Annotated in this window: 19 protein-coding genes, 1 tRNA gene and 2 pseudogenes; 13 read left to right on the forward strand and 9 right to left on the reverse strand. The window is 63.9% G+C overall.

Annotated elements, in window-relative coordinates:
* Positions 1-163: 163 nt before the first annotated feature.
* The 3 genes and pseudogenes from mnmA to IGS68_RS36460 all read left to right on the forward strand — a co-directional run.
* Positions 164-1,255: a tRNA 2-thiouridine(34) synthase MnmA gene (gene mnmA, locus IGS68_RS15610; RefSeq protein ID WP_247881381.1), complete on the forward strand. Its 1,092-nt coding sequence runs from the start codon at positions 164-166 to the stop codon at positions 1,253-1,255.
* 469 nt (positions 1,256-1,724) lie between these two features.
* Positions 1,725-1,801 (forward strand) — tRNA-Met (locus tag IGS68_RS15615).
* A gap of 232 nt (positions 1,802-2,033) precedes the next feature.
* Positions 2,034-2,448, forward strand: a pseudogene (locus IGS68_RS36460) (ISAzo13 family transposase); the annotation flags it as partial.
* 117 nt (positions 2,449-2,565) lie between these two features.
* Here the strand turns inward: IGS68_RS36460 and IGS68_RS35990 are convergent.
* Entirely contained in the window at positions 2,566-2,748 is a 183-nt protein-coding gene (locus IGS68_RS35990; RefSeq protein ID WP_201070809.1) for an IS6 family transposase, read from the reverse strand.
* Between the two features lie 327 nt (positions 2,749-3,075).
* On the opposite strand from IGS68_RS35990, the gene IGS68_RS15630 reads away from it, so the two are divergent.
* Together IGS68_RS15630 and IGS68_RS15635 are read left to right on the forward strand one after the other, a co-directional pair.
* Positions 3,076-5,853, forward strand: a complete 2,778-nt coding sequence (locus IGS68_RS15630) for a DEAD/DEAH box helicase (protein ID WP_201070812.1) — start codon at positions 3,076-3,078, stop codon at positions 5,851-5,853.
* Positions 5,853-7,778: a DUF7017 domain-containing protein gene (locus tag IGS68_RS15635; RefSeq protein WP_201070815.1), complete on the forward strand. Its 1,926-nt coding sequence runs from the start codon at positions 5,853-5,855 to the stop codon at positions 7,776-7,778. The genes IGS68_RS15630 and IGS68_RS15635 overlap by 1 nt, the downstream gene beginning before the upstream one ends.
* A gap of 178 nt (positions 7,779-7,956) precedes the next feature.
* Here IGS68_RS15635 and IGS68_RS15640 read toward each other — a convergent pair.
* Both IGS68_RS15640 and IGS68_RS15650 read right to left on the reverse strand, forming a co-directional pair.
* Positions 7,957-8,277 (reverse strand): annotated as a pseudogene (locus IGS68_RS15640) (DDE-type integrase/transposase/recombinase); the annotation flags it as partial.
* Positions 8,278-8,655: 378 nt separating this feature from the next.
* Entirely contained in the window at positions 8,656-9,237 is a 582-nt protein-coding gene (locus IGS68_RS15650) for a Uma2 family endonuclease (RefSeq protein WP_201070821.1), read from the reverse strand.
* Positions 9,238-9,341: 104 nt separating this feature from the next.
* On the opposite strand from IGS68_RS15650, the gene ligD reads away from it, so the two are divergent.
* The gene (gene ligD, locus IGS68_RS15655) at positions 9,342-10,199 is read left to right on the forward strand and encodes a non-homologous end-joining DNA ligase (RefSeq protein ID WP_201070823.1); all 858 of its coding nucleotides are present in this window, start codon (positions 9,342-9,344) and stop codon (positions 10,197-10,199) included.
* A gap of 482 nt (positions 10,200-10,681) precedes the next feature.
* Entirely contained in the window at positions 10,682-11,038 is a 357-nt protein-coding gene (locus IGS68_RS15660; RefSeq protein ID WP_158044883.1) for a type II toxin-antitoxin system PemK/MazF family toxin, read from the forward strand.
* Between the two features lie 419 nt (positions 11,039-11,457).
* Here the strand turns inward: IGS68_RS15660 and IGS68_RS15665 are convergent, their stop codons facing one another.
* Positions 11,458-11,781, reverse strand: a complete 324-nt coding sequence (locus IGS68_RS15665) for a hypothetical protein (RefSeq protein ID WP_201070825.1) — start codon at positions 11,779-11,781, stop codon at positions 11,458-11,460.
* A gap of 126 nt (positions 11,782-11,907) precedes the next feature.
* Here IGS68_RS15665 and IGS68_RS15670 point away from each other — a divergent pair, with 126 nt between their 5' ends.
* The 3 genes from IGS68_RS15670 (at position 11,908) to IGS68_RS15680 (ending at position 14,218) form a co-directional block, all read left to right on the forward strand.
* Positions 11,908-12,249: a calcium-binding protein gene (locus IGS68_RS15670; protein WP_201070827.1), complete on the forward strand. Its 342-nt coding sequence runs from the start codon at positions 11,908-11,910 to the stop codon at positions 12,247-12,249.
* 369 nt (positions 12,250-12,618) lie between these two features.
* The gene (locus tag IGS68_RS15675; RefSeq protein WP_201070830.1) at positions 12,619-13,041 is read left to right on the forward strand and encodes a VOC family protein; all 423 of its coding nucleotides are present in this window, start codon (positions 12,619-12,621) and stop codon (positions 13,039-13,041) included.
* Between the two features lie 25 nt (positions 13,042-13,066).
* Entirely contained in the window at positions 13,067-14,218 is a 1,152-nt protein-coding gene (locus IGS68_RS15680) for a DJ-1/PfpI family protein (protein ID WP_201070833.1), read from the forward strand.
* Between the two features lie 125 nt (positions 14,219-14,343).
* Here the strand turns inward: IGS68_RS15680 and IGS68_RS15685 are convergent, their stop codons facing one another.
* Positions 14,344-14,583, reverse strand: a complete 240-nt coding sequence (locus IGS68_RS15685) for a BrnA antitoxin family protein (protein WP_247880888.1) — start codon at positions 14,581-14,583, stop codon at positions 14,344-14,346.
* A complete protein-coding gene (locus IGS68_RS15690; protein WP_201070849.1) occupies positions 14,567-14,836 on the reverse strand; it encodes a BrnT family toxin in 270 nt (89 codons plus the stop codon). The genes IGS68_RS15685 and IGS68_RS15690 overlap by 17 nt, the downstream gene beginning before the upstream one ends.
* A 228-nt stretch (positions 14,837-15,064) precedes the next feature.
* On the opposite strand from IGS68_RS15690, the gene IGS68_RS15695 reads away from it, so the two are divergent.
* Positions 15,065-16,030 (forward strand): complex I NDUFA9 subunit family protein, encoded by a 966-nt coding sequence (locus IGS68_RS15695; RefSeq protein WP_201070852.1) that lies wholly within the window; start codon positions 15,065-15,067, stop codon positions 16,028-16,030.
* A 37-nt stretch (positions 16,031-16,067) separates the two neighbouring features.
* Positions 16,068-16,715 (forward strand): HNH endonuclease, encoded by a 648-nt coding sequence (locus IGS68_RS15700; protein ID WP_201070869.1) that lies wholly within the window; start codon positions 16,068-16,070, stop codon positions 16,713-16,715.
* A gap of 69 nt (positions 16,716-16,784) precedes the next feature.
* On the opposite strand, the gene IGS68_RS15705 is transcribed toward IGS68_RS15700, so the two are convergent.
* Complete coding sequence (locus IGS68_RS15705) at positions 16,785-18,065, reverse strand: superinfection immunity protein (protein WP_201070872.1); 1,281 nt, start codon at positions 18,063-18,065, stop codon at positions 16,785-16,787.
* 356 nt (positions 18,066-18,421) lie between these two features.
* Positions 18,422-20,287 (reverse strand): inositol monophosphatase family protein, encoded by a 1,866-nt coding sequence (locus IGS68_RS15710; RefSeq protein ID WP_201070875.1) that lies wholly within the window; start codon positions 20,285-20,287, stop codon positions 18,422-18,424.
* A gap of 119 nt (positions 20,288-20,406) precedes the next feature.
* On the opposite strand from IGS68_RS15710, the gene IGS68_RS15715 reads away from it, so the two are divergent.
* Positions 20,407-21,069 carry a recombinase family protein gene (locus IGS68_RS15715; protein WP_201070879.1) on the forward strand — a complete coding sequence of 221 codons (663 nt, stop codon included), beginning with the start codon at positions 20,407-20,409 and terminating at the stop codon, positions 21,067-21,069.
* Positions 21,070-21,094: 25 nt separating this feature from the next.
* Here IGS68_RS15715 and IGS68_RS15720 read toward each other — a convergent pair whose 3' ends face one another.
* Positions 21,095-22,300: a hypothetical protein gene (locus IGS68_RS15720; protein WP_201070882.1), complete on the reverse strand. Its 1,206-nt coding sequence runs from the start codon at positions 22,298-22,300 to the stop codon at positions 21,095-21,097.
* Positions 22,301-22,483: the final 183 nt, after the last annotated feature.

Genomic DNA, 22,483 nt, shown 5'->3' on the forward strand with positions numbered 1-22,483 from the left:
TCCTGTTGCGGCGCAGCGGCGGTCGCCTATATTGCCGGGCATGGACTCGCCCCTGAAGTACCCCTCGAACTCCGCCGCGGCGGGCCGCGCCGCCGTGGGTTCCTCTGGCCTCAACTCGCTCGGCTTCGCCAAGGCGCCGGCGGACACCCGCGTGGTCGTCGCCATGTCGGGAGGCGTCGACTCCTCGGTCACCGCCGCCCTGCTGCGCGAGGAGGGGTACGACGTGGTCGGGATCACGCTCCAGCTCTACGACCACGGCATGGCCGTGGGCCGGAAGGGCGCCTGCTGCGCCGGCCAGGACATCTACGACGCCCGCCAGGTCGCCGACCGGATCGGCATCCCGCACTATGTGCTGGACTATGAGAACCGCTTCTCGCAGTCGGTGATGGACGATTTCGCCGACAGCTACCTGCGCGGCGAGACGCCGATCCCCTGCGTGCGCTGCAACCAGCGGGTCAAGTTCCGCGACCTGCTGGACACCGCCCGCGACCTGGGGGCCGAGGCGCTGGCGACCGGCCATTACGTGCGCCGGGCGATGGGCGCTGACGGCGCCGAGCTTCACCGCGCGATCGACCCGGCCCGCGACCAGAGCTATTTCCTGTTCGCCACGACCCGCGAGCAGCTGGACTTCCTGCGCTTTCCGCTGGGCGGCATGCACAAGCCGGAGGTGCGGGCGCTGGCCGAGCGGTTCGGGCTGGTGGTGGCGGACAAGCTGGACAGCCAGGACATCTGCTTCGTGCCGACCGGCTCCTATGCCGAGGTGGTCCAGAAGCTGCGGCCGGGCGCCATCGAGCCCGGCGACATCGTGCATGTGGACGGCCGCGTGATGGGCCGGCACGAGGGGATCATCCACTACACGATCGGCCAGCGGAAGGGACTGGGTATCGGCGGCCAGAAGGGCGACGGCGGCGACCCGCTCTATGTCGTCCGGCTGGACCCCGCCCGGCACCGGGTGGTGGTCGGGCCGCGCGCGGCGCTGGGGCGCGAGCGCGTGCAGGTGCGCGAGGTCAATTGGCTGGGCGCCGGCGGTACGCCGGACGCCGGCGGGACGCGGGTGCAGGTGAAGCTGCGGTCGGCGCAGCCGGCTGCGGCGGCGACGGTGTTCCCGGCGACGGAGGCCGGGGCCGTGGAGGTCGTGCTGGACGAGCCGCAGTTCGGCGTGGCGCCGGGGCAGGCCTGCGTGTTCTACCAGGGCGACCGGGTGCTGGGCGGCGGCTGGATCACCCGGGCGGAAGACGGGCTGGCGGCGGCCTGAGCCGCGGCTTGAGCGACGGCCGGGGTTTGGCGGGTGGGGAGGCGCGATGCCCCCCGAGGTATGTCAGCAAATGTACGCAGACGTGATGAGGCGCTTGGGGCGGCTTGGCCCGGAGTCGCCGCGCCGCCCCCTGGAGCATGTCAGCAAACGTCAGCAAACGTGGGGTTCGGCGCGCTTGGAGCACGGCAGCCGTGCCATGGTCCGGCGACCTCGGATGTCATCATCCGTGGCGTCGGAGCCGTTCGGGCGACCCTGCCCCGCCGACCGGCCGGGCTGGTTTCCCTATGCGATTGTCAAAGATCCGTACCATGCGGCGGAGCATCATAGCGGCCGCCGGTTAAGAAAGTTTTCCTGTGAGAATGCGGCTTCCGCGCCGGGTATCGGGGGCTGCAAAAAACGCCGCGAAGCGCTTGACAGTGCCCGCTTCGGCGAACTATATGACGGCCTCCCGGCGACGAACCGGGCCTGCGGCGGAGTAGCTCAGTTGGTCAGAGCAGAGGAATCATAATCCTTGTGTCGGGGGTTCAAATCCCTCCTCCGCTACCATCAAAAAAGCCTGCTAAGTCAAAAGCTTGGCGGGCTTTTTCGTGCCTGGAACCCGGCCCGGCGCCGTCTCCCGCCGTCTCATTCCGTCCCAAGCAGAATCAATGGGTTACGAGGGCGTCTCTGTGGGTTTCCAGAACGATTTCCAGAAAAAATGACCGTTGCTGGCGCGCGGAATCACCTGTCCTGGCAAGAGGTTGGCGGGGAGATGCAGGGCGATGGGGAGGCTCGGCGGGTGCATCCCGGGGCTCTCCGGACCCGTCTCGGCCGTCTATTTCCACGCTACCGATACGCCCTTCTGCGTCCCAGCCTTGACCAGCGGAGGCGCCGTTTGTTTGCCGCCACACAAGCCTAGGCGCTTGGCTATGGTGGCATCGCCGCCGTGGCACGGGCTACCGGGATCGCCCCCCAGCACGATCTGGCACGGGCTCAAGGAGATCGCCGACGGGGTGCCGCCGTCTGGGCCACGCCCGCGCTGACCGGGCGGGCGCAAGCGGCTGACGGAGACAGATGCAACGCTGGAGCGCGCTCTGCTGGAGTTGGTCGCGCCGATGACGCTGAACTGCCCGGAGCGCCCACTGCTGTGGGTATTGAAGAGCTTGGAGAAGCTGGCAGTGGCCTTGCGGGGCCAAGACCATCGGGCGTCGGCGAAGATCCACGGTGCGCCAGAGATAATGGGTCTGGCCGGCGATCTTGAGAACAACCTCATCCATATGCCACGTATCATCCGGCCAGGACAGCCGCCGGCGGATGATGTTGGCGAACGCCTAGCCGAATTTGAGGCCCCATTGCCGGATCGTCTCGTGGCTGACCACGATGCCCCGGAAGGTCAGCATCTCCTTCACCATACGAAGGCTCAGTAGAAATCTGAAGTATAGCCAGACCACGTGGCTGATCAGCTTCGGAGAAAAGCGGTGGCCGACGTAGGGGGGCTTGGTCGAGGTCGTCATGGCCACCTCCTGACCGACTCGCACCGATTGCGCGATCCAACCCGCCGCCAAATTGACGGTGCCGTTCAGTCGCCACGCAACAGGCCAGACAGGGACAGCTTTTCCAAGTTCGACATGCCTAGAGCGAATCGGGATCAAATCGGTCGTGGGTAAACTCCAGCGCCTCGCTCAGTGCCCGAACTTTGCCCCTGTGACACAATTACCGCTTAACAACCTGTCAGCGTAGATCTATTTTCCCGTTGTTAAGGTTCCATGCACTCGCGTTATGTAAACCCTGTCAGAAATCCGCATTGCGGACGAGAATGACTACACTGGGGATATTCGGCTTTGACGAGTAGTTTTGGGTTCCTGCAAACCCGCTGGCCGGAATTGCATAAGCGTGCCGTTCAAGCCGAATTCGCACTCCATGTCGATGCGGATGTGACAGCCATCCGCCTTCGGTGCTTTGGGGAACTTCTTATCTCCGCTTTTTTCCAATTGAAAAGCTTGCCAGAACTCACGAACGGCCGGCAGATCGATCGCCTGCGATTCCTCGAAGACAACCGCCTTCTGAATGAGCGACTTCTCGGGAAGCTTCACACTCTCAGGCTTCTTGGGAACAAGGCGGCCCATGGCGGCACGGTCTCGGCGGCGCAGGCGGCAGGCCTTCTCGCGGATGCGTGGGCTCTGGCCCAGTGGTTCTGTCGCCTCATCGCACCCGAAGAGTTGTATGCCTCGGGGCCGTTTCGCCTCCCCGATCCTGGGGCGCGGCCCGCCGGCGCGTCCCGCGAGACCGTCGAGGAGGCGCTCGCCGAAACCGGCGGTGGGAGAGAGGAGGCGTCCGACCCCGCCGCCAAACCTGCGCGCCTGTCCCAAGATGACAGCCGACAGGAGAGGGAGGCCTCCGACAAGGCGTTCAATGCTGTCGATCCCACCACGAGGGAGCTCAGGACCCCTATCAGCCTGAGGGAAGCATTCGCCGGTGCGACCCTCTCGAAGAGCCAAGAGGAGGCAGTCGAGGAACTCGAGCGATTTTTCGCAGCCCCCCAGGCGGAGGTTTTTCTGCTCAAGGGCCATGCGGGTACCGGAAAGACCTTTATCATCAGAGGTCTGGCCGACTACCTTTCGGCCCAAGGGCGTATGTTCCGCCTCTGTGCTCCCACGGGACGCGCCGCGCGAGTGATCGAGGGGAAGACTGGGTACCAAGCCGGGACGCTCCATCGCACAATTTATAACTTCAAGGAACTAATCGAATATACCGACGAGGGTCTTAAAGGGTCAGAAACCTTCAAGAACTACGCCCAGATCGCGACCAACGACGACGCGGCGAACGCCGTCTATATGGTCGATGAGGCGTCGCTCATCTCGGACGCCTACCAGGAGAGCGAGTTCTTCCGCTCGGGATCCGGATATCTTCTGAAGGATTTCTTCAACTTCGTCCGGCTCGATCACAACGACCACGACAAAAAGATCATTCTGATCGGGGATACGGCGCAGCTGCCCCCAGTTGATATGTCATTCTCCCCAGCGCTCGATGCCGACTACCTCCACAAAACCTACGGCGTAAGCTGCCGCAGCTACGAACTTGAGGACGTCGTCCGGCAGAAGGCGGACAGCGGCGTTCTTCGAAACGTCATGCCGCTTCGCGACAGCCTGAAGAGCGGAAAATTCTGCAAGCTGACCTTCGACTTCAGCGTGCCCGACATCGAGAAGGTCGAGGGTGATCGGGTCCTCTCCCGCTACCTCGAGGCCTGCAATCACGCGATCAACGACAAGGCCATCATCGTGGCCCGCTCGAACGCGGAAGCCGCTGGCTACAACCGCATGATCCGCGAGCATTTCTTTCCGGGAAAGTCGGAGATCGTTCCTGGCGACAAGCTGATGGTGGTTGCGAACATCACCGTCAGTGGCCTCTTCATCGCGAATGGCGACTTCATCCTGGCTAAGGAGGTGGACGAACGGGTGGAAACCCGCCGCATATCCATCCGACGAAAGAACCCCGACACCAAGGCCGTGGAGACCGTCGAGGTGACCATTTCCTTCCGGGGGGCCTTGCTGGGTGTCCGGGACACGGACGGACGCGCGCAGTTCATCCAAACGAAGATCCTCGAGAACGTGCTCTACGACAGCAACCCGAACATCGGGTCCGACGAGCAAAAGGCCCTCTATATCGACTTCTGCATGCGGCACGAGCATTTGAGGAAGGACCGCAATCACTTCCAAGAAGTCCTTCGGGCTGACCCGTATTTCAATGCCTTGCGGGTCAAGTTCGGCTACGCAGTCACCTGCCACAAGGCCCAGGGCGGCGAATGGGAGCACGTCTTCGTCGTCTGCCCGCGCGGCCAAAACGAACTCTCATCCGACTACTTTCGATGGCTCTACACAGCGATGACACGAGCGAAGGGTCGTCTTTACATGGTCAAGCCCCCGCATCGGGAGGTGGGCGCGGACATCAAGGTAATAGGCATGCCTCCTTTCGCCACGTCCTGCTCGTCGGCGGAGACGATCTCCGTGTCACCGGAGGACTCAATTGGCAGCCCCGACGCCCCACCGGAGCGCTTCGGCCTTACCGAGCAGAATGGGGTCCTCTTCGCCATCCTGGGGCATGTGCAGGCCGCCCTTGAAGGGACCAACATCGAAATCGAGGACATCGTCCATAATCAGTATCAGGAAGCGTATTTCTTCCGCCGTGACGGTGAATCCGCCCGAGTGAACATTGCCTACAACGGCAAGGGAAAGATCGGGAGGATCATGCCGACCCAGGTCAACGCGCTGAGCGGCGAGCTGAATCAGTGCCTGGGTGCCCTGTCGGACCGCATCCTGACACCCGCCAATCGAGCGTCCTCGTCGAACGATGTGATCTATGTCCCCAGCCAGGAGTTCCTCGGCACATTCCACGAATGGCTCCTTTCGCGGGCCAAGGAGCGGGGGATCCAGATCGCGGACGTGGCCGAGTTGCCATGGTGCCAGCGGTACACCTTCGCCCGCGGCTCCGACGCGGTGGTCGTCGATATCTATTACAACGGAAGGGGCACCTTCAGTACATGCAAGCCGGTCAACCCATCGCGGGCGCCGCGTGCGCTCCTTTCTGAGGTGATCGACCTGCTGCCTGTCAGGAAAGGCTGATGAGCTCGTCGAGCGAGGTCTTCAAGCTCCGCCGGGACCGCCAGATCGACGCCGCCTACGAGATGGCGCGGGAGCGCATAACGTCGCCCGACCGAGATGCCTGGGACGTTCGAGCCTATGCCTGGTGTCTCATCGACCTTCTGAAGGCGAACGCCCGGAAGGGCTCCAGCGAAGCGGCCGAGGATTATGCCCGTCAGCTGCGGGCGCTGGAGCTGCCCGAGAACGATGAGATCCTCACCAAGGAGCGTGGCCGTGCGCTCTCGCTCCTCGAGGAAGGGGCGGACGAGATCGCCCAGGCGCAGGAGCACAGCAAAGCTGGGCGCCTCCGCGATGCGATCAAGATTTACGCCGATCTTGCCCGCCGCAAGCTGCTTGGCCCCGAGATCTCGACGAACTATGGCTGGGATCTCTACAAAGCGACAAAGGACCTTTTGGGGAAGAAGCTCCCAGAGGAGTTGCCGCCGGCCGTCGTGGGCGAGGCTCGGCGCCATCTCAACGCCTATATGGGACTCGAAGTCGAACGTCCCTCGCAGCTTCACAGCTGCATGCTGTACATGGCCTCGCGCCTCGCCTCAGGCGACCATCTCAAGATGTTGCCTTTCGCCCGTCTCTGGGGGCTCGAGCATCTCCGGCAGGAGGACTTAGAGCGTTTCGCCGCGAAGGACGGGAAGAGCATCCCCGCGCTCGCCGAGAAGGTGGTCATGAAGGCCGCAAAGGAAGCCGCCGAGACCGGCAACCGTGCCGATCTCGACTACATGCTGCTCTTCGTCGACCGCATGATGGCGCGCTTCCCGGACAACCACTGGCTGGAGCTGAACAAAGTGAAGCTCCTCCGGGCGCTTGGACGCCAGGATGAGGCCCGGAACCTTGCGCTCTCCTTCACCAAGACCAAATCCCAGGAGTATTGGGCATGGGAGCTTCTCGGAGATCTTCAGGCCGATCCTGGGACACGCCTGGCCTGCTACTGCAAGTCTCTGACCTGCTCGCAGGATGACAACTTCGTGAGTCCGCTTCGCCTGAAGCTCGCGCGCGAGTTCCTGGACGCCGGGCATGCGGCCGAGGCAAAGGGGGAGATCGAACGGATCCTCGAGCACAAGAAGCGCTCCGGCCATCGTGTGCCTGTCGACGTGCAGGACATGACCGCCATGGACTGGTATGCGGCCATCGATGCCACGCCCCCTAAGGTCGGCTTCTATGCGCGCTTCGCGACCGCAGCCGACGACCTCCTGTTCTCTGACCTCCCTTGGATCGACGCCTGCGTAGGAGAAACATTCACCGTCGAAGGACAGGACGGGAAGCCGAGGCGGAAGCTTTATCTCAAAACCCCCTTTCTTCCCGCCGAAGTGTCTATCCCGGAAAACAGGCTGAAGCTGAAGTCGCCGCGGATTGGCCAGCCCATCCGGGTGAAGGCCGACTACGACCCTGAGGGCGAGCGACGCCTCATTCTCCATGCGGTCTCCGACCGTCCGGACGGTGCGCCCTTTGACATCTTCCCTGAAACGGTGGGAATCATCGACCACGTCAACCCCAGCAAGGGCTTGATGCACTTCACGGCCGGCCGGGAAGCCCAGGGAACCTTCCCTCTCGCCCACTACAAGGGGATAGCCGCTGTCGGCGCATTCGTCTCCTTCAAGCTGGCCACGTTCCAGTCTCGCAAGGGAGGAGGCGTGCGCGCCCTGACGGCCGAAGCGACGAGCAAAACGCCTGGCGCTCAGGTCTGCCGGTCCTTTCAGAGTATGGTCAAAGTAAGGAATGGCCTGGGCTTCACTGACGACAACATCTTCATTCCGCCTGATCTCGTAAGGACCAGTGATATCAATGACGAGGATGTCGTGACTGGAGTTGCCGTCCAGAGCTTTGATAAGAGGAAGGGCAACTGGGGGTGGAAAGCGATCTTGGTCGGTGAGGTGAACCGGCATCGTTAACTTGTTGGGCGGGAGTTGAAAGCTGGACGAGCTTGACGGCCAACGGGACTGGTGCGGGCTATGCGGCGAGCATGATGCCGCAGACGGCGTGCCACGCCTGGAAGACGCGGTCCCGATCGGCACGGTAGTCGGTTGCGGTCATACGGTGGCAGAGCAGGAAGAAGAGGTTGTTGATCTAATCGAGAGTGGAAAGGAAGCGCTGGGCGTGTCGGGCCGACTTGAACCGCTTCATCTGTCGTTCTCGCAGTCGGGTTGGCTGGTGGGAGTTCTCCGCCCGGTTGTTAAGCCCCTTGTGCTGACGGTGCTCGACGCCGGGCATGATCTCGCGCTTGGCTGCTGCGTATGATTTCAGCTTGTCCGTGACCATGACACGCGGCGTCCGGCGCTGCTTCTTCAGCAGCTTGCGCAACAGGCGCTTGGCCGCCTTGGTGTTGCGCCGGCTCTAGATCAGCACGTCGAGCACGACACCGTGTTGGTCCACGGCGCGCCAGAGATAATGGGTCTGGCCAGCGATCTTGAGAACAATGGGTTAGCAGGGCGTCTCTGTGGGTTTCCAGCACGATTTCCAGAAAAACGGGACCGTTGCCGGGCGCGGATTCACCCGTGCTGGCAAGGGGTTGGCGGGGAGACGAAGGGCGATCGGCAGGCTCGGCGCGCGCATCCCGGGGCTCTCCGGACCCGTATCGGCCAGCTGTTCCCCGATATCCTGGCCGGTTCCGTGCCCCTGGGGCTCTGTCAGGTCCTGCAGCGAAAAACACGGCGCGCTGGAGCGGCCGTGCAATTAACTTCACAGGCAGATCCGAGTGAGACCCAGCCTACGGCCGCGACGGCCTCAGCCCATGGTTGCCGATCTGCCGGACTGGAGGCTCAGCCCGCTTCAGCGTCCGTAGATCTCGTCGATGTCGATGGCGATGCCGGGCGGGTCCAGTTCGATCTTTCCGCTCGAGAGGATGCGGGTGTCGATGCCGCCGTCGTGGGCACGCCGGTGGTGGATCACGCCACGCCTGGCCGTCAGCACGATGAGGTAGTGGACGATGCCGGGGACACGGAAGTAGCCGTCGAGCTTGGCTCCCGTGTCGACGCCCTTGGTGCCGGGGGAAAGCACCTCGACGACGATCACGGGATTGGTGGCGGCAACCGCATCGTCCGGGATCGGCGGGCCGCAGTTGACGACGGCGTCGGGCTCGTAGTCGGTGTCCGCGTCGATCTCGACCGTCATGCCGTCGGGCAAAGCCTCGCAGTCGCCGCCATGGTCCCGGAGAGTGCGGTCGAGGGCCTGCCAGACGCGGGCCTTGATGCGAGCATGGATGGCGCGCTCGGGCGCCATGGCGACCGGCTCACCGTCCACGCGCTCGTAGCGCGCACCCTCCTGCTGTTCCGCCCATTGCCGGAACTCGTCCCGCCCCATCCTCTGCCGCCGCGGGTTTTCCATCACCGCCCCCATATTGAGATGCTGCATGATAGTACACCGACGGCCTTCGCCCTGAGCCCTCCGATATTGATGCCGATTCAGCACCAATCGTCGCGGTGCGGCGTTTCCACTGTAACAGCAGGAGACGCGCCATGCCCAAAGCCACCGCCGAAACCGTCGAGATCGCCGGGATCACGCTCACCCATCCCGACCGGGTGCTCTGGCCGCACCAGGGCGTCTCCAAGCGCACCTTGGCGGAGTACTATGCCGACATCGCCGACCGCGTTCTGTCGCATGTGGTTAACCGACCGCTGACGCTGGTGCGCTGCCCGTCCGGCAACGACGGCGCCTGCTTTGTCCAAAAACACCCGTGGACCGGGCTGCACCAGGCCGTTCGCAGGGTCCGCGACGGCGACGACGAATGGCTGGCGGTGGACGACATGAGCGGCTTGGCGGCGCTGGTCCAAGCGGGCGTGCTGGAGTTGCACCCGTGGGGAGCCACCACCGACGACCTGGAGCGCCCGGACCGCATCGTCTTCGACCTTGACCCGGACGAGGGCGTGCCGTGGGCGCACGTGGTGGAGGGTGCAAGGGCAATCCATGCGGCCTTGGAGGATCTGGGCCTGCGCGGCTTCGTCAAGGCGACCGGCGGCAAGGGCCTGCACGTGGTGGTCCCGGTCGAGCCGCATGCCGGTTGGGAAGCGGCCAAGGCGTTCGCGCGCGACGTGGCGGCGCGGCTTGCGGCGGAGTGGCCCGAGCGTTACACGACCAACCCGCAGAAGGAGGCAAGGAGCGGCCGCATCTTCCTGGACCACCTGCGCAACAGCCGCGGCGCCACCGCGGTAGCCGCCTACTCGACCCGCGCGCGGCCCGGCGCGCCGGTGGCGATGCCACTGGCCTGGGAGACGCTGGGCGACGCCGCCGCTGCGCCCCGCTACGGCATGGCCGACTTACCGGCCGGCGATCCGTGGAAGGGCTTCTTCGAGGTGCGGCAAAGGCTGCCGGGATGATACGGACACTCGGTGGCAGGTCCCTGTTTGGGAGCCACAAAGCATCTCATGGAATAGGCGCAAGAATGCAAGATTCCATGGAGCACACCGCCGGATAATGCGGTCTTATGTAGCAACCGCCACCACGACTGCGCGTCGATCTCGTGAAGCTACGAGACACGCGAGATTACTTGTCCGTAGCACTAAACCGTCATACATTCCTGGATGCTGCCAGCGAAGGCATTTTGGAGGTTGAAGATGGGCTCTCCCGTATCTGTGCGCCTGGACGATGACGCCCAGGAGGTGCTTGAGGCCGCCGCCAGGGAGCGGGGCATCGGCCTATCCACCTATCTCCGCGAGATGGCTGAAAGAGAGGCCAGGAAGATACGCAAGGAAAGGATCCGGGCGGAAAGCCGGAGCGTGGCGGAGTATGTGGCCTCATCGCCCGAGGCGCAGGCTTTCTATGCTGACTGGGGCACGCCGACAGCTGAGGGCGGAAGGCAATGAACGTGACGGCGGGCGACATCGTGATCGTGGACTGGCGGGATGCGCTTCCCAAGGAGGCGAACAAGAGACGGCCTGCCATTGTGGTGGAGGACAGCGACCTGTTCGACCCAGCTTATCCGAATGCCATCCTCGTGCCGCTTACCGACGATCCAAAACTGGCTATGCCGTCCCTGTCCGTACCCATCGCCCCGACGCCGGAGAATGGGTGCCCCAAGGCTTCCTGGGCCATCGCCCACCATGTCACCGCAACGTCAAAGCAGCGGATACAGACAACCACATCCAGGATCACCGACGCTCAACTGGCCGAGATCCGGCGGCGAATCGCCTTGTCGATCGGCATTGACGGCGGCTAGGGAATGTGCCGCAACCAACCCCGCCTTGGTGGCTGTTGCTACATAAGACCGCTGTTTCGTCCTTGTTGGAAGTTTCATCGCCTGGCCTGTCTCGCTTTGTATCTTCTACCCCCTTATAGCAGAAGCAGGGCAGTCAGCCGCAGGCAAGATGAACGCGGATCCGGTTTCGGAATGACCTAATAGGGCGCGAAGCGGTTGCTGATGGCCATCCGTTGAGCTTCGTCTATGGGTTAGGAACGGCTGATCAGGACCTTGTCCGCTAAACGGAGGACTCCGGACAGGTCGCTCATCGGCACCGGATGTCCGCTTCTGGCGACAAGCGGCCATCGATCCCGGTGGCGAGCGGCGCGGGATATAAAGGGCAAGTTCCCGCGCGAACGGATGCCGGGCCAAGTGTCGGGCTCGTGCTCGGGACAGCGTTACGCTACGTTTGGGCTCATGGTCGTCTTGTGGAGCTTGATGGCATGCCATCCCTGACCCGACGCGAACAGGACCTGCTGCACCGATACCGGCGATTTTATCTCGATCTGGTCGAGGGTTGGCGGTTGCCCGAAACCGACGCTCAGCGGCATTTCCTGGAGGTTGCCGCGGGGCGCCTGCCGCCAGTGACGGAGCACGAGCGCCTGTGAGTGCGATGGCGGCGGATGATCCGGGAACGGAATGTCCGAGCCATCAAGCGGCAGATAGGCCCGGGCGAGCGCTCGAGCAGCCTGGCGATAACGGGCCGCGTAGATGCTCATCATCAAGGCTGATCCATGCGATATCCGGACTTCAGCCGCTTCGTGGTATGGAGCGCCTGCCAGCGTGCCCGACCATCTCTTTCCCGAAGGATACGCCCTGGCCTGAAGGCGGTATGCGGAGGATAGGAAATGACAAAGCGGCAGTCCGGCAAGGGCAGCTATGACCGCGAATACCTTGAGAAATTGATCGAGGAGGCAATTATCGACTGCTACAACGAACACGAGCAGGCTGTGGGGATGTTCACGAAAATCGAGGAGGAACTGGACCTACCCTTCAGGACACGGATCCTTGGCGTGGACGTCACCGTGATCGCTGTCGAACAGGAGGACGATGGCCTCGGCATTGCCGCCGTTTGCGAACGTGATGGCGAGCGACAGCACATCTCCCTGAGTGATCTGCCCTTGCCGGCACCGCCTCCGGAGGGCGCGGAATGGATTGCCGCCTACCGGCTCTGGGCGCGCCACCAGTAGTCGCCTGACGAGGACGAGGTATGAGCGGATCCAGCAGTCGACAGCTGGCGATCGCGGAAGCAGCCGAACCCCTGAGCCGCGACGAGCTCTCCACTTGCCGCCGCCGGGCGCCAGCAGCGCCAGATCGTAGCTCCCGGGGCAGATTCGCTCCGCAATCTTGAACGCCGTTGTGGGCCCGGCCGCTTCCAACAGATGGACCCCGGGGAAGATCACGACGGCGATTGCACAGCGCGTGGCAGTAATCGCCCGATCTGCGTCATTCCGGACAGAACGTAACGGCGTTAGGCTGGGGGTAAAGCATGTGATCTGGATTCCACATGATCGTCCGCTGCCGGACGTCGGAATGTCGCTTGCCACAGGAGGACCAACATGCAGCCTCGCATTACCATGTTGACGATCGGCGTGGATGACCTTGAGAGGTCGGTGCGCTTCTACCGCGATGGGCTCGGCTTTCCGACGAAGGGAATAATGGGAGAACAGTACGAGCACGGCGCCGTGGCCTTCTTTGACCTCCAAGCCGGCCTCAAGCTCGCCGTCTGGCCTCGGGACAGCCTTGCCCACGACACAGGTCTCGCGACATCCCACCCGAACCCGACGGAGTTCTCGATCGGGCACAACGTATCCAGCGAAGACGAGGTCGATGAGGTCATGCGGAGGGCCGAACAGGCCGGTGCCCGGATCGTGAAGCCGGCGCGCAGGACGTTCTGGGGCGGCTATGCAGGTTACTTCCAGGATCCTGATCAGCACCTGTGGGAGATAGCCTTCAACCCCGGCCTCATTCCCGGCGACTAAGCTTTGCGGGAGTTCGCTGATCACCATGGATAAGCGGCTTGTCTTGTGGAGCGGTTTGGGCGTCGTCACACTTCTCGTGACGATCGGCGGGACTTGGATTCTCTCGCTGCCTCCAGCGCCGGCCGTCGGAGCCGCGCCGCCGATCGCGCAGGAAGAGGCCGACGCCACGATGGCGGCTCTGAAGCCGCCGAAGCGCCGGCGCCCGCTGATCGCGATCGTCGGCGCCAATGGCGGCAGCGAAACCACCGACTATCTCATGCCCTATGGCATCCTTCGGCGCGCCGACGTTGCCGATGTCGTGGCGCTGGCAACGGAGCCGGGGCCGGTGACGCTTTATCCCGCGCTCAAGGTCGAGCCGCAGGCGACAATCGCGGACTTCGATGCGCGGCATCCGGAAGGCGCCGACTATGTCATCGTCCCCGCCATGCGCCGCGACGACGACCGGGCGGTCCTGCAATGGATCAGGAGTCAGGCGACCAAGGGTGCGATCATCATCGGCGTCTGCGCCGGAGCCAAGGTCGTCGGCAATGCCGGGCTCCTCGACGGCAAGCGGGCGACGACCCACTGGTATTATCTCGAGGAACTGCGCCGCAAGCATCCCGCGATCCACTATGTCGCGGACCGGCGGCTGGTAATCGACCAAGGCGTTGCGACGACGACCGGGATCACCGCGTCCATGCCGATGTCGCTCACCCTGATCGAGGCCATCGCGGGCCGGGACAAGGCCCAGGCAGTCGGTCGGGACATCGGCGTCATGCACTGGGACGCGCGTCACGACAGCGGTGCGTTCCAGTTCACGCGCCCGTTCGCGTTGACGGCGATCGGCAACCGGCTTGCCTTCTTGAACCACGAGCAGCTCGCCATGGAACTTGCTCCCGGCGTCGACGAAGTGTCGCTTGCCCTCGTCGCGGACGCCTGGTCGCGGACCTATCGGTCACGCGCGGTGACGTTCGCCGGCACGGCCGGTGCGCTGCAGACCCGCAACGGCATCCGCATCATCCCCGATCAGGTTGCCACGAACTGGCCCGCGGAGCAGCTGCTTCCGTTGATCGGGGATCAGCAACCAGCACAAGCATTGGACCAGGCCCTTCGCGGAATCGCGGCCCGCTACGGAATGCGTACAGCCGACTTCGTCGCCATGCAGCTCGAATACCCGAGACAAAGGGCAGCGCAATGAAGATGCCACGCCAAGCGCAATAATGATAAGCGCTTAAAACCGCGTCTACTTTGACGTTCGAAGCTTAGGATCCGAAAGGTCCTTGGGCCGTCCGGTGATCGCGTCGTACCCGGCACGGGGAATGGTCATGGACGCAGGCCGGCCGCCTTGCGCAACGCTTCGTTGATCCTGGTCTGCCAACCCGGGCCTGTCGCGCGGAAGTGAGCCAGCACATCGGGGTCGAGGCGAAGCGTCGTCAATTCCTTGGGCGCCGCCGCCTTCGGGCGACCGCCGCGCCGCGCCCTGGCGAACCACTCGTCAGTCAGCTCCGGCACATCAACGGCGTCCCAATCCTCCTGGCTGATGTGGTCAGGCTTGGGCGGCATGGTAGCGGCGTTCCTCTCGGTCATTGGCTTTCCTCAATCCGATGATGCGCGTATCGTCGCCGCGCGGCGTCCACACCATCACATGCAGGCGGAGGCCGATGTAGCCGATGGTGATGAAGCGGTCTTCGCCATAGTCCCGGCGATCATCCACGGCGGTCAGCGCGGTTTCCCAGTCGAACCCCTCGACGGCAGCGAAGTCCACGCCATGCTTGGCAAGGTTGGCTGCGCGCTTGTTGTCGTCCCAGGTGTTCATCCCGGTTAATGTAAATACGAAAACACAGGCGGGCAAGCAGTTTTTGTAGCTACAGTAAGGCGATGTACATGCGGCTGGCGCGGCTCACGGCGCAACAGGGCGGAGGGGACCCGCTGGCCGGTTTTTCCCCACCTGCTCCCCAGGCGATACGGGGGCGGGCGGAACCGTTGTCCGTGCTGAGTTTTCAGTAGATCATCCTGTCGAGGAAGCTCATATGGCGGACCCCACATGATGATCCCGGCTGCAGGCTCTGAAGGGAGCGCCTTTCAGCATCAAAGACTGGTTACCGTGTTCGGTGGGACCGGCTTCCTTGGACGCCGGATCGTGCGGCATCTCCTCAGGCGCGGGTTTGGGGTGCGGGTGGCCGCGCGCCATCCGGAGAGGGTTCAGGCGGTGTTTCGGTCGAATGAGCCGGCGCCGCTGGCGGTGGCGGCCGATGTGCATGATAAATGGGCAGTGGCGGCAGCACTTGCCGGAGCCTTTGGTGCCGTCAATGCGGTCAGCCTCTACGTCGAGCACGGCCGGGAAAGCTTCGACGCGGTGCACGTCGAGGGAGCCGCGCGCCTTGCCAGACATGCGCGCGAAGCCGGTGTGGAGCGGCTGGTGCATGTGTCCGGCATCGGAGCCGATCCGGGGTCCACTGCACCCTATATTCGGGCGCGCGGGCGGGGCGAGCTGGCGGTGACCGAGGCTTTCGGGGCGGCGACGCTCATCCGGCCGGCTGTCATGTTCGGACCGGATGATGCCTTTCTGACGCGCCTGGTGAAGCTCGTCCGGACCCTGCCGGTCTATCCGATGTTCGGCCGTGGCCAGACCCGGCTTCAACCCGTCTATGTGACCGATGTCGCCGAAGCGATCGCGCGCGTGCTGGACCGCTCCGATGGCGCGGATCGCCCCTGCTACGAATTGGGCGGTCCGCGCGTCTACACCTATCAGGAGCTTCTGCAATCCATCGCCAGTGAGATGGGTACTCGTGTCCGAACGGTTCCGATGCCGTTTGCCGTATGGATGGCTCTGGCTGGCATCGCCGAGTTCCTGCCGGGCACGCCACTGACGCGGAATCAGATTGCGCTCATGAAGCACGACAACGTCGCCTCTGCCGATCTGCCCGGCCTGCCTGAGCTTTCCGTCACGCCGACGGCGGTGGAGGTTATCGTAGCGACGCTGGACATGGCCAGGAACCAACCCATTTAACCGGCTCCGTCCGGCCTACCTATCGAAGGCTCCATTGATGAGCATTGCCTTGCGCCGACAGATCGCCTGCCACTCGGATCTTGCCGCGATCCTGGCCCTGGTCGATCCTTGCCCGAAAGGCGTGCCCCGCCCGTCATTCGCACTCCCCAGCGGTCGGACGGCGCAGGCGACCCAGCCGCTCCGGGCCTTCCGCCTGAAGGGAACACGGTGTGCCGAATGCGGCCTCCAGGGCCACCACTTCCTGGAGTTCAGGACCGGGCGGCAGGGCCTGTCCGGACTGGCTCTGATGGGCTTTGGCGACCGCGGGCCGACCTCCCCCACCGCCGATCACATCGTGCCCCGCAGCCTGGGCGGTGCCGGAGCCCCGGGGAACCTCCGGGTTTTATGCGCCGAGTGCAACGTGCGCAAGGCCAACCGGTGCACGGTTGCGACCGTGACCCGGTTCCGGTTGGCCGAGGTGAAGAACCGCCTGCGGGCCTCCTATGGCGCTCTCCACCCGTCTTTCCAGGAATTCCACCGCGCATACCTGCGCCATTTCGATGCGACCGTCTCCATTGACCAAGGCTATGTCGATGACGCCGGGCTGATCGCCTATGCCGCAGCCATCGAGCACCGGTTCGGACTGGTCTGTGACTTGGCCAGCGTGCCAGGCCACCTCTTTCCCGAAGGGTACGACCGATCCTGAAGGCGGCATGCTACCCACATCGAGTCGTTGCAAGTGCCGAAGATCTATGCGGTGCCGAACTGCGCTTTCCTATCCGAAGCTAAGTGCCTTGGCGTTCGGATTCAGGTATTTGACCCCTGAGCCCTCTTCTTCATAGGACCATTCGGCGACGACGGTTTTGCCTTGCTTCGCATAATGCAGCCGCACTGTCCAGACCCTGTCACCTGAACGCTCCGCCCGCCATGGCTCGTCGATCAATGCGTCGTCAGCGACAGACTGGAAGCGGAGTCTGACAATCTCCTCGACATATCTGGATGAGTCGCCTTTGGATTGCACGTGCAACTTGGCGAGCTTGACGGCCTCGATCGCCTTCGTTGCTTGGTCGACAGGTGGGAAGGTCAGTTTCAACTCCTCATGGAGGACTCGAGCATGGTGCGGAAACTCCGGATCCGCCGGCTGTGTCGCCGAATGCGGCAGCTTCACGCCATTCTCCCCAGTGGCCGCAACCACGTGGTCATCCTGGACTCCGTGTTCAAAATCAGCGCGGATGACGATTCTATAGACTCCCTCAGGCCAAGGACGGCCATGACGAGAAATGCCGGCGATCCACAGCTCATTGCCGATGCTGATACGTGCCGTGTAGGTGAACTCATCCGGCGCGGCCTCGGGCGATACGGAAACCTTAATCTGCGTCCCGATTGGCAACAGAACTCTTAGCCTCAATTCGATATGGCCTTCGGCGTTTCGACGAAGGGCAATCCGTTCAATCAGGGAGGCGACCCCCTCCAATGGTGGTTCATATGCACGTAGGCGTCCGCCGGTGGCAGCGTCCAGTTTTGTCGTGACTTCCCGGACCAGCGGCCGAAGCTCCTTGCCAAGCCGCTCTGATCCTGATCGCATGAAGGGTTCGGTACTGGTCACCAGCTCCTTGCCTAGGGATCGTAGTCCGCGGCGGGGCAGCAGGCTCCAGACGAATGCGGCCAACCATCCGAATCCTGTCCATCCGAGAAAGACATTGAGCGCGATGATGAATTTGCGATCCGTGTGCCGTCGAACATCGGCGACAACGGCGGGAAGAAGATACGCCAGTCCCAGAGTGAATAATAGAAGCAGGTCACTGTAGTTTGGATGTGTATGGCTCTCGTTGAGCCAAGCAACGAATAGGAGTACTTGCTGCCACAATCCGCCATATGGAGTATTAGCGCCACTCTGAAGTAATTTTGGATCTTGGAGAAACTCCGTGATCTTTATTCCTGTGAAACCGATTAAAACTAGGAGAGCAGAAATCAACAGGATCGTGAGTAGGAAGTAAGACGGACCTTGTGAGCTCAGAGTTCCGGGCCGATATTCTGCGAAAAGTTGTTGCCTCATCTTGAAATCCTGTTGAAAGCATTCCGAAGAGAGCGGTGCCAAATCGAGAGGTATACAAAACAATAGGTTTGTGATGGCCGAAATGGCAGAACTTGGGTCGCGTCAACGCTGATCTGCTCATCATTGCAGTCCCGCACAACGCCGCCGCTGAATGCGGATTCGGCAACTCGTATTAAAGTCTAAAGGTGGTGTGTTAATTGACTGTTTAAGGCGGGTTGTCAGAGTTGGAGCTGGATTTGGACCGGAGGGCGGGTTGGTGAACCCGTGAGAGAATTGGTCGCGAGGGCGGGCAGTCAAACCTGATCGGCCCGCCGTGTTTGTGAACCAGTTCCGCGCTTGCGTGATCGTGCGGCAGATCACCGCCGAGAGTCTGCTGCGGCAGTCAGCAGCGCCTCGGCGAGATCGAGCAGGTCGTCAGGCCAGTACTCCATCGGCCGTGGTTGGCGCGCACCGGTATCCCGCAGCGGTCGGCAGGTCAGGACGAGACGCCGCCAGCGCGCCGGGATGCCGTCCCGTCCCTCGGCAGTGCCGACAAGCGCACCAGCGATGGCCCCATTCGTATCGGTATCGCCGCCCCGCATGACCGTGTCGATCACCGCCTCCTCGACACCGCGCCCAGCGGCGAGCTGGTAAACGGCATTCTGGAGCGCGGTCAGTACCCAGCCCTGGTGGTGCTGATAGTCCAACGGCCGGGCGATCTCTCCCTGGCGCAGGCGTTCCCGCACGGCGTCGGCCCCGGCACCCTGCCCCGCGTGGTCCCTGGCTGCCGCCAGCATCTGTCCCCGACTGCCCCCCGCCACGCCGACGGAGATCGCCGCGGCGTAGGCCGAGCATGCGGCGACGCAGACCGGGTGCGGATGGGTGAGGGTGCTGTCCTCCGCCGCCAGCATGGCGGCACGCGCGGGATCGCCGGCCATGAACACGCCGATCGGGCTCACGCGCATCAGCGAGCCGTTCGCCTGGCTCTCCACCCGCGCCGCACGTCGCGCCGCCGCGACACGCTCGCCCGCGACTCCACGCGCCGCCGCGCCGAGGGCGGCCGCGGTGGTGCCGCCGATGTCGAAGGGTGGTGAGCAATACCACCGAACGTAGGCACCCAGAACCCGCTCGGCCTTGAAGCCACCTTCCCCCACCAGGCTGCGCGCAAGCGCCAGGGCCAGTTCGGAGTCGTCGGTCGGCTGGCCGGCGACGATGTTCCAGGGACCGCCGTCGGCAAGGTCCCGCAGACCCTCGGGATGGAGACGGGCGATCTCGGCGGCGGAACGGAACTCGGCGAGCGCGCCCAGCGCGTCCCCCGCCACCTGACCCAGCAGGCAACCCTGCGCGCGGTTGAGGAGCAGCGGGTCGGCCACCCGCCGGTACGGATTGCCGGGCCGGGCTTCAGAGCGAAACTCCGTGAAGACCGCATCCCAATGGCGGCCGGCCAGTTCGGCTGCAGCCTCCCGCGATCCGCCGAAGCAGGCGCGGACACCGCAGGGCCGTTTGACATTGTACAGGACCGGCTCGCCCCGACCGTCGAGCAGAACGCCCCCGTTGCCCCGCAGGAGCGCGTGTCCCGCCGCGAGGTCCCAGGCCGCCGGGTTGTTGATCGAAACCGCCGCTATATTCTCGCCGACAGCCGCGAGCGCCAGCCGGTAGGCGATGCTGGGGATAGCCAGGAAACGGGCCGGCGCAACGGCGAGCGCGTTCGCCACCGGCCGGTCCGCGGCGGCGTGGGACACGGCGACCACCTCGGTGGCTGCGAGCCGGCGCCCGTGCAGATCGGCGGTCACCGGAACGCCGTTGCGCCGGACGGGGCCGCAGCCTTCAGCCCAGGCGATCAAATCGCCAGCATCGTCAGGATAACCGAAGGCATGGACCACACCGAGCACCGGGACACCATCGCGCAGCAGGGCGATGGACACACTCGAACCGCGCTGTCTTTCCAGGAAGGCGGCGGTCCCATCGTGCGGATCGACCACCCAGCAGAGTTCGGGATTCGCCGCATGTCGGCCGGTTTCTTCGCCCAACCAATCACAGGGGAAGCGGGCCAGCAGCCGGTCCTTCAGGAGAACCTCCACCTCGTGGTCGATCGGCGCGTGCCCGCCCCGGCCGCGCGGGCCATCAGGGCGGTGGAACTCATGGCGCAGCCGATCGCCGGCCTCCTTCGCGACCGCGACGGCGGCCTCCAACGCGCCAGCCAGCAGGGCGGCGTCCGGATGGTTGCATTTCTGCGGTTTCATGGCGATCCTCCTGTGTACGATCGGCTGGAAGAATATGGCCGGCGGATCGGAAAAAATCGCGTCATCGGATTTTTTACCGGCGCGGCGTTATGGGCGGATCGAGCGTGGGAGAGGATGGCATGAGCGAGGACATATGGCCGGAGTGGTGCGACTTCGTCGGCTTCTACTGGACCCTGCCGATGCCCGCGCTGGGGTTCGTCGACCTGCCTAAGGATGTCGAGGCCGCCGCGCGGGTCAGCCAAACGATCCGCTATCAGCGGGAGCGGGTCCGCCGCCATGTGGGGGAGTGCCGGAGCCGCCTTATCGACGAGATCGTGTACATGGAGGTCCGGCCCGACCGCGGGACGGAGCACGTGCGATCCACAGTGGCGCGGGCACTGCGCGCCTGCGCGGGCGGCAAGGCGCAGCTGCTGCACGTGGACTTCGCCTATGCGGCCGGCTGGCGCCAGCACCCGTTCCTGGCGCGGCTGATGCAGGAAGCTCCAGTGTCCTGCCTTGGCCTGACGCCTGACCCGATGACGATCGACGGAGTCGAGTTCGACCCTGTCGAACACTTCCGTCAACATCGCGACGCAGCTTCCCAAGGCGGGGACGCGGCGACACGCCGCGCGGCTCTCGCCGCAACAGTTCTCCGGATTGCGGAGGAAGCCGGCGAAGGACCGGGGCGCTACCGCGTAATCGCCGAGCAACTCAACGCCGAGAGTGTCCGGACCAGGAACGGCCGTTCCTGGACGGCCGACAACGTCAAGCAGTTCCTGCGCGCCACGAAGATCGAGACATGAGCGACCGCCGTGCCTTTCAGGGCCGTCAGCTGTCCTGTGCGGTTTCGCTGCGAAGCGCCGTCACGAAGTTCTCGATCACTGCCTGCCAAGCGTCGAGCTTGTCCAGAATGGCGTCGATCCGCGGCGGCTTGCCGTTCTTGGCCACGAAGCAGGCACCGGTCGAAGACTGGGTGTCGACTTCGAACCCGAGTGCGTCGGCAAGCTCCTGCACGTAACGGTGCGCCAGCGCCTTTGGTGCCTTGTGGCTGGTCAGGTCGGTCCAGAGCTCGCCGTTCGTCTTGATGTAGCCGAGATTCACCGTGCTGCCGGCCGGCGACGTCCAGCGCAGGATCAGCGAGCGCCGGAACTCCGGCGCGATGCCGAGCGGCAATAGATCGTTGAGGAAACGTTGCAGATGGGCCGGCACTTCAGGGTTGCGCTTGGCGATCTCCTCGAAGAACTGCTCGCTGGAGATCGTACCGGGCAGCGGCTTTGCCGCCGTGGGCGCTGCGGACGGTGACGGCATGCTGGTCACGACGGTCGTACGGCGATCGTCGACCCGTACGACGCCGCGCTCGATCATGACGGTTTTCGCGACCGTCCGGGGAAGGACGAGGAGGCTGTCCGGCCCGCCCGCGCCGAACACCGCGAGTTCGACCAGCGCGAGCGTAAAGTGGAATCCCGCATGCGATTGCAAGCTGTCCGCCAGGCGCTCGACCTCTGTCCGGATGCCGTCGCCGGCAACAATGATCAGAATGCGCCCGCGACGCAGGTTGGCGTTCACCGCATCAATGAAGGCGGCCTCGTCCAGGGCATCGCCGGGCATCAGGTCATACAGGCGACTCGGCTTGTCCGGACCGGTGAAGACACCCTTCAGCGCCGCAGCTTCCAGCGCCTCGTAGTCCATCGAGAAGAGGCAGCTGGCGTAGTCCAGGGCCTGGGCCACCACCTCGCGCCTTGCCTGCGGGTTGCGCCAGAGCTTCGCCTCGACAAGGACGATGTTGCCCTCGGGCGTCAGCAGCACGTTGTCGATCGGGCCGTGCGCGGTCGGCAGCTCCATACAGACGGCCACGGGCATTCCGAACCCTGGCTCGATGTCGTCGATAGGCAGGCAGGCGGGGTAGTTGTGGATCAGGCGTTGCAGCCAAGCTTCCGAGTATCCCTCGCCCTTGCCGGGCTGCAGCGTCACACGCTCCAGCACCGCGGCGCATTCGCCCGATACCAGGACCGGGCTTCCCAAGGCTCGGTTCATCTTTGTCATGTCCCTATACCGACTAAACTCCGAAGATGAACCGCTACCACAATTTCCTTCAACCATCCGTTAAGCTCACCGCAGACGGCCACAGTATACGAAGTAGAAACGAGGTTGAGGCCAGCGCCTGACGTGCGGTACTCGACCACATTTGCTGGCCAGCGGCAAAGATCACGAGGTCCA

The organism is Skermanella sp. TT6, assembly GCF_016653635.2.
Lineage (GTDB): Bacteria > Pseudomonadota > Alphaproteobacteria > Azospirillales > Azospirillaceae > Skermanella > Skermanella cutis.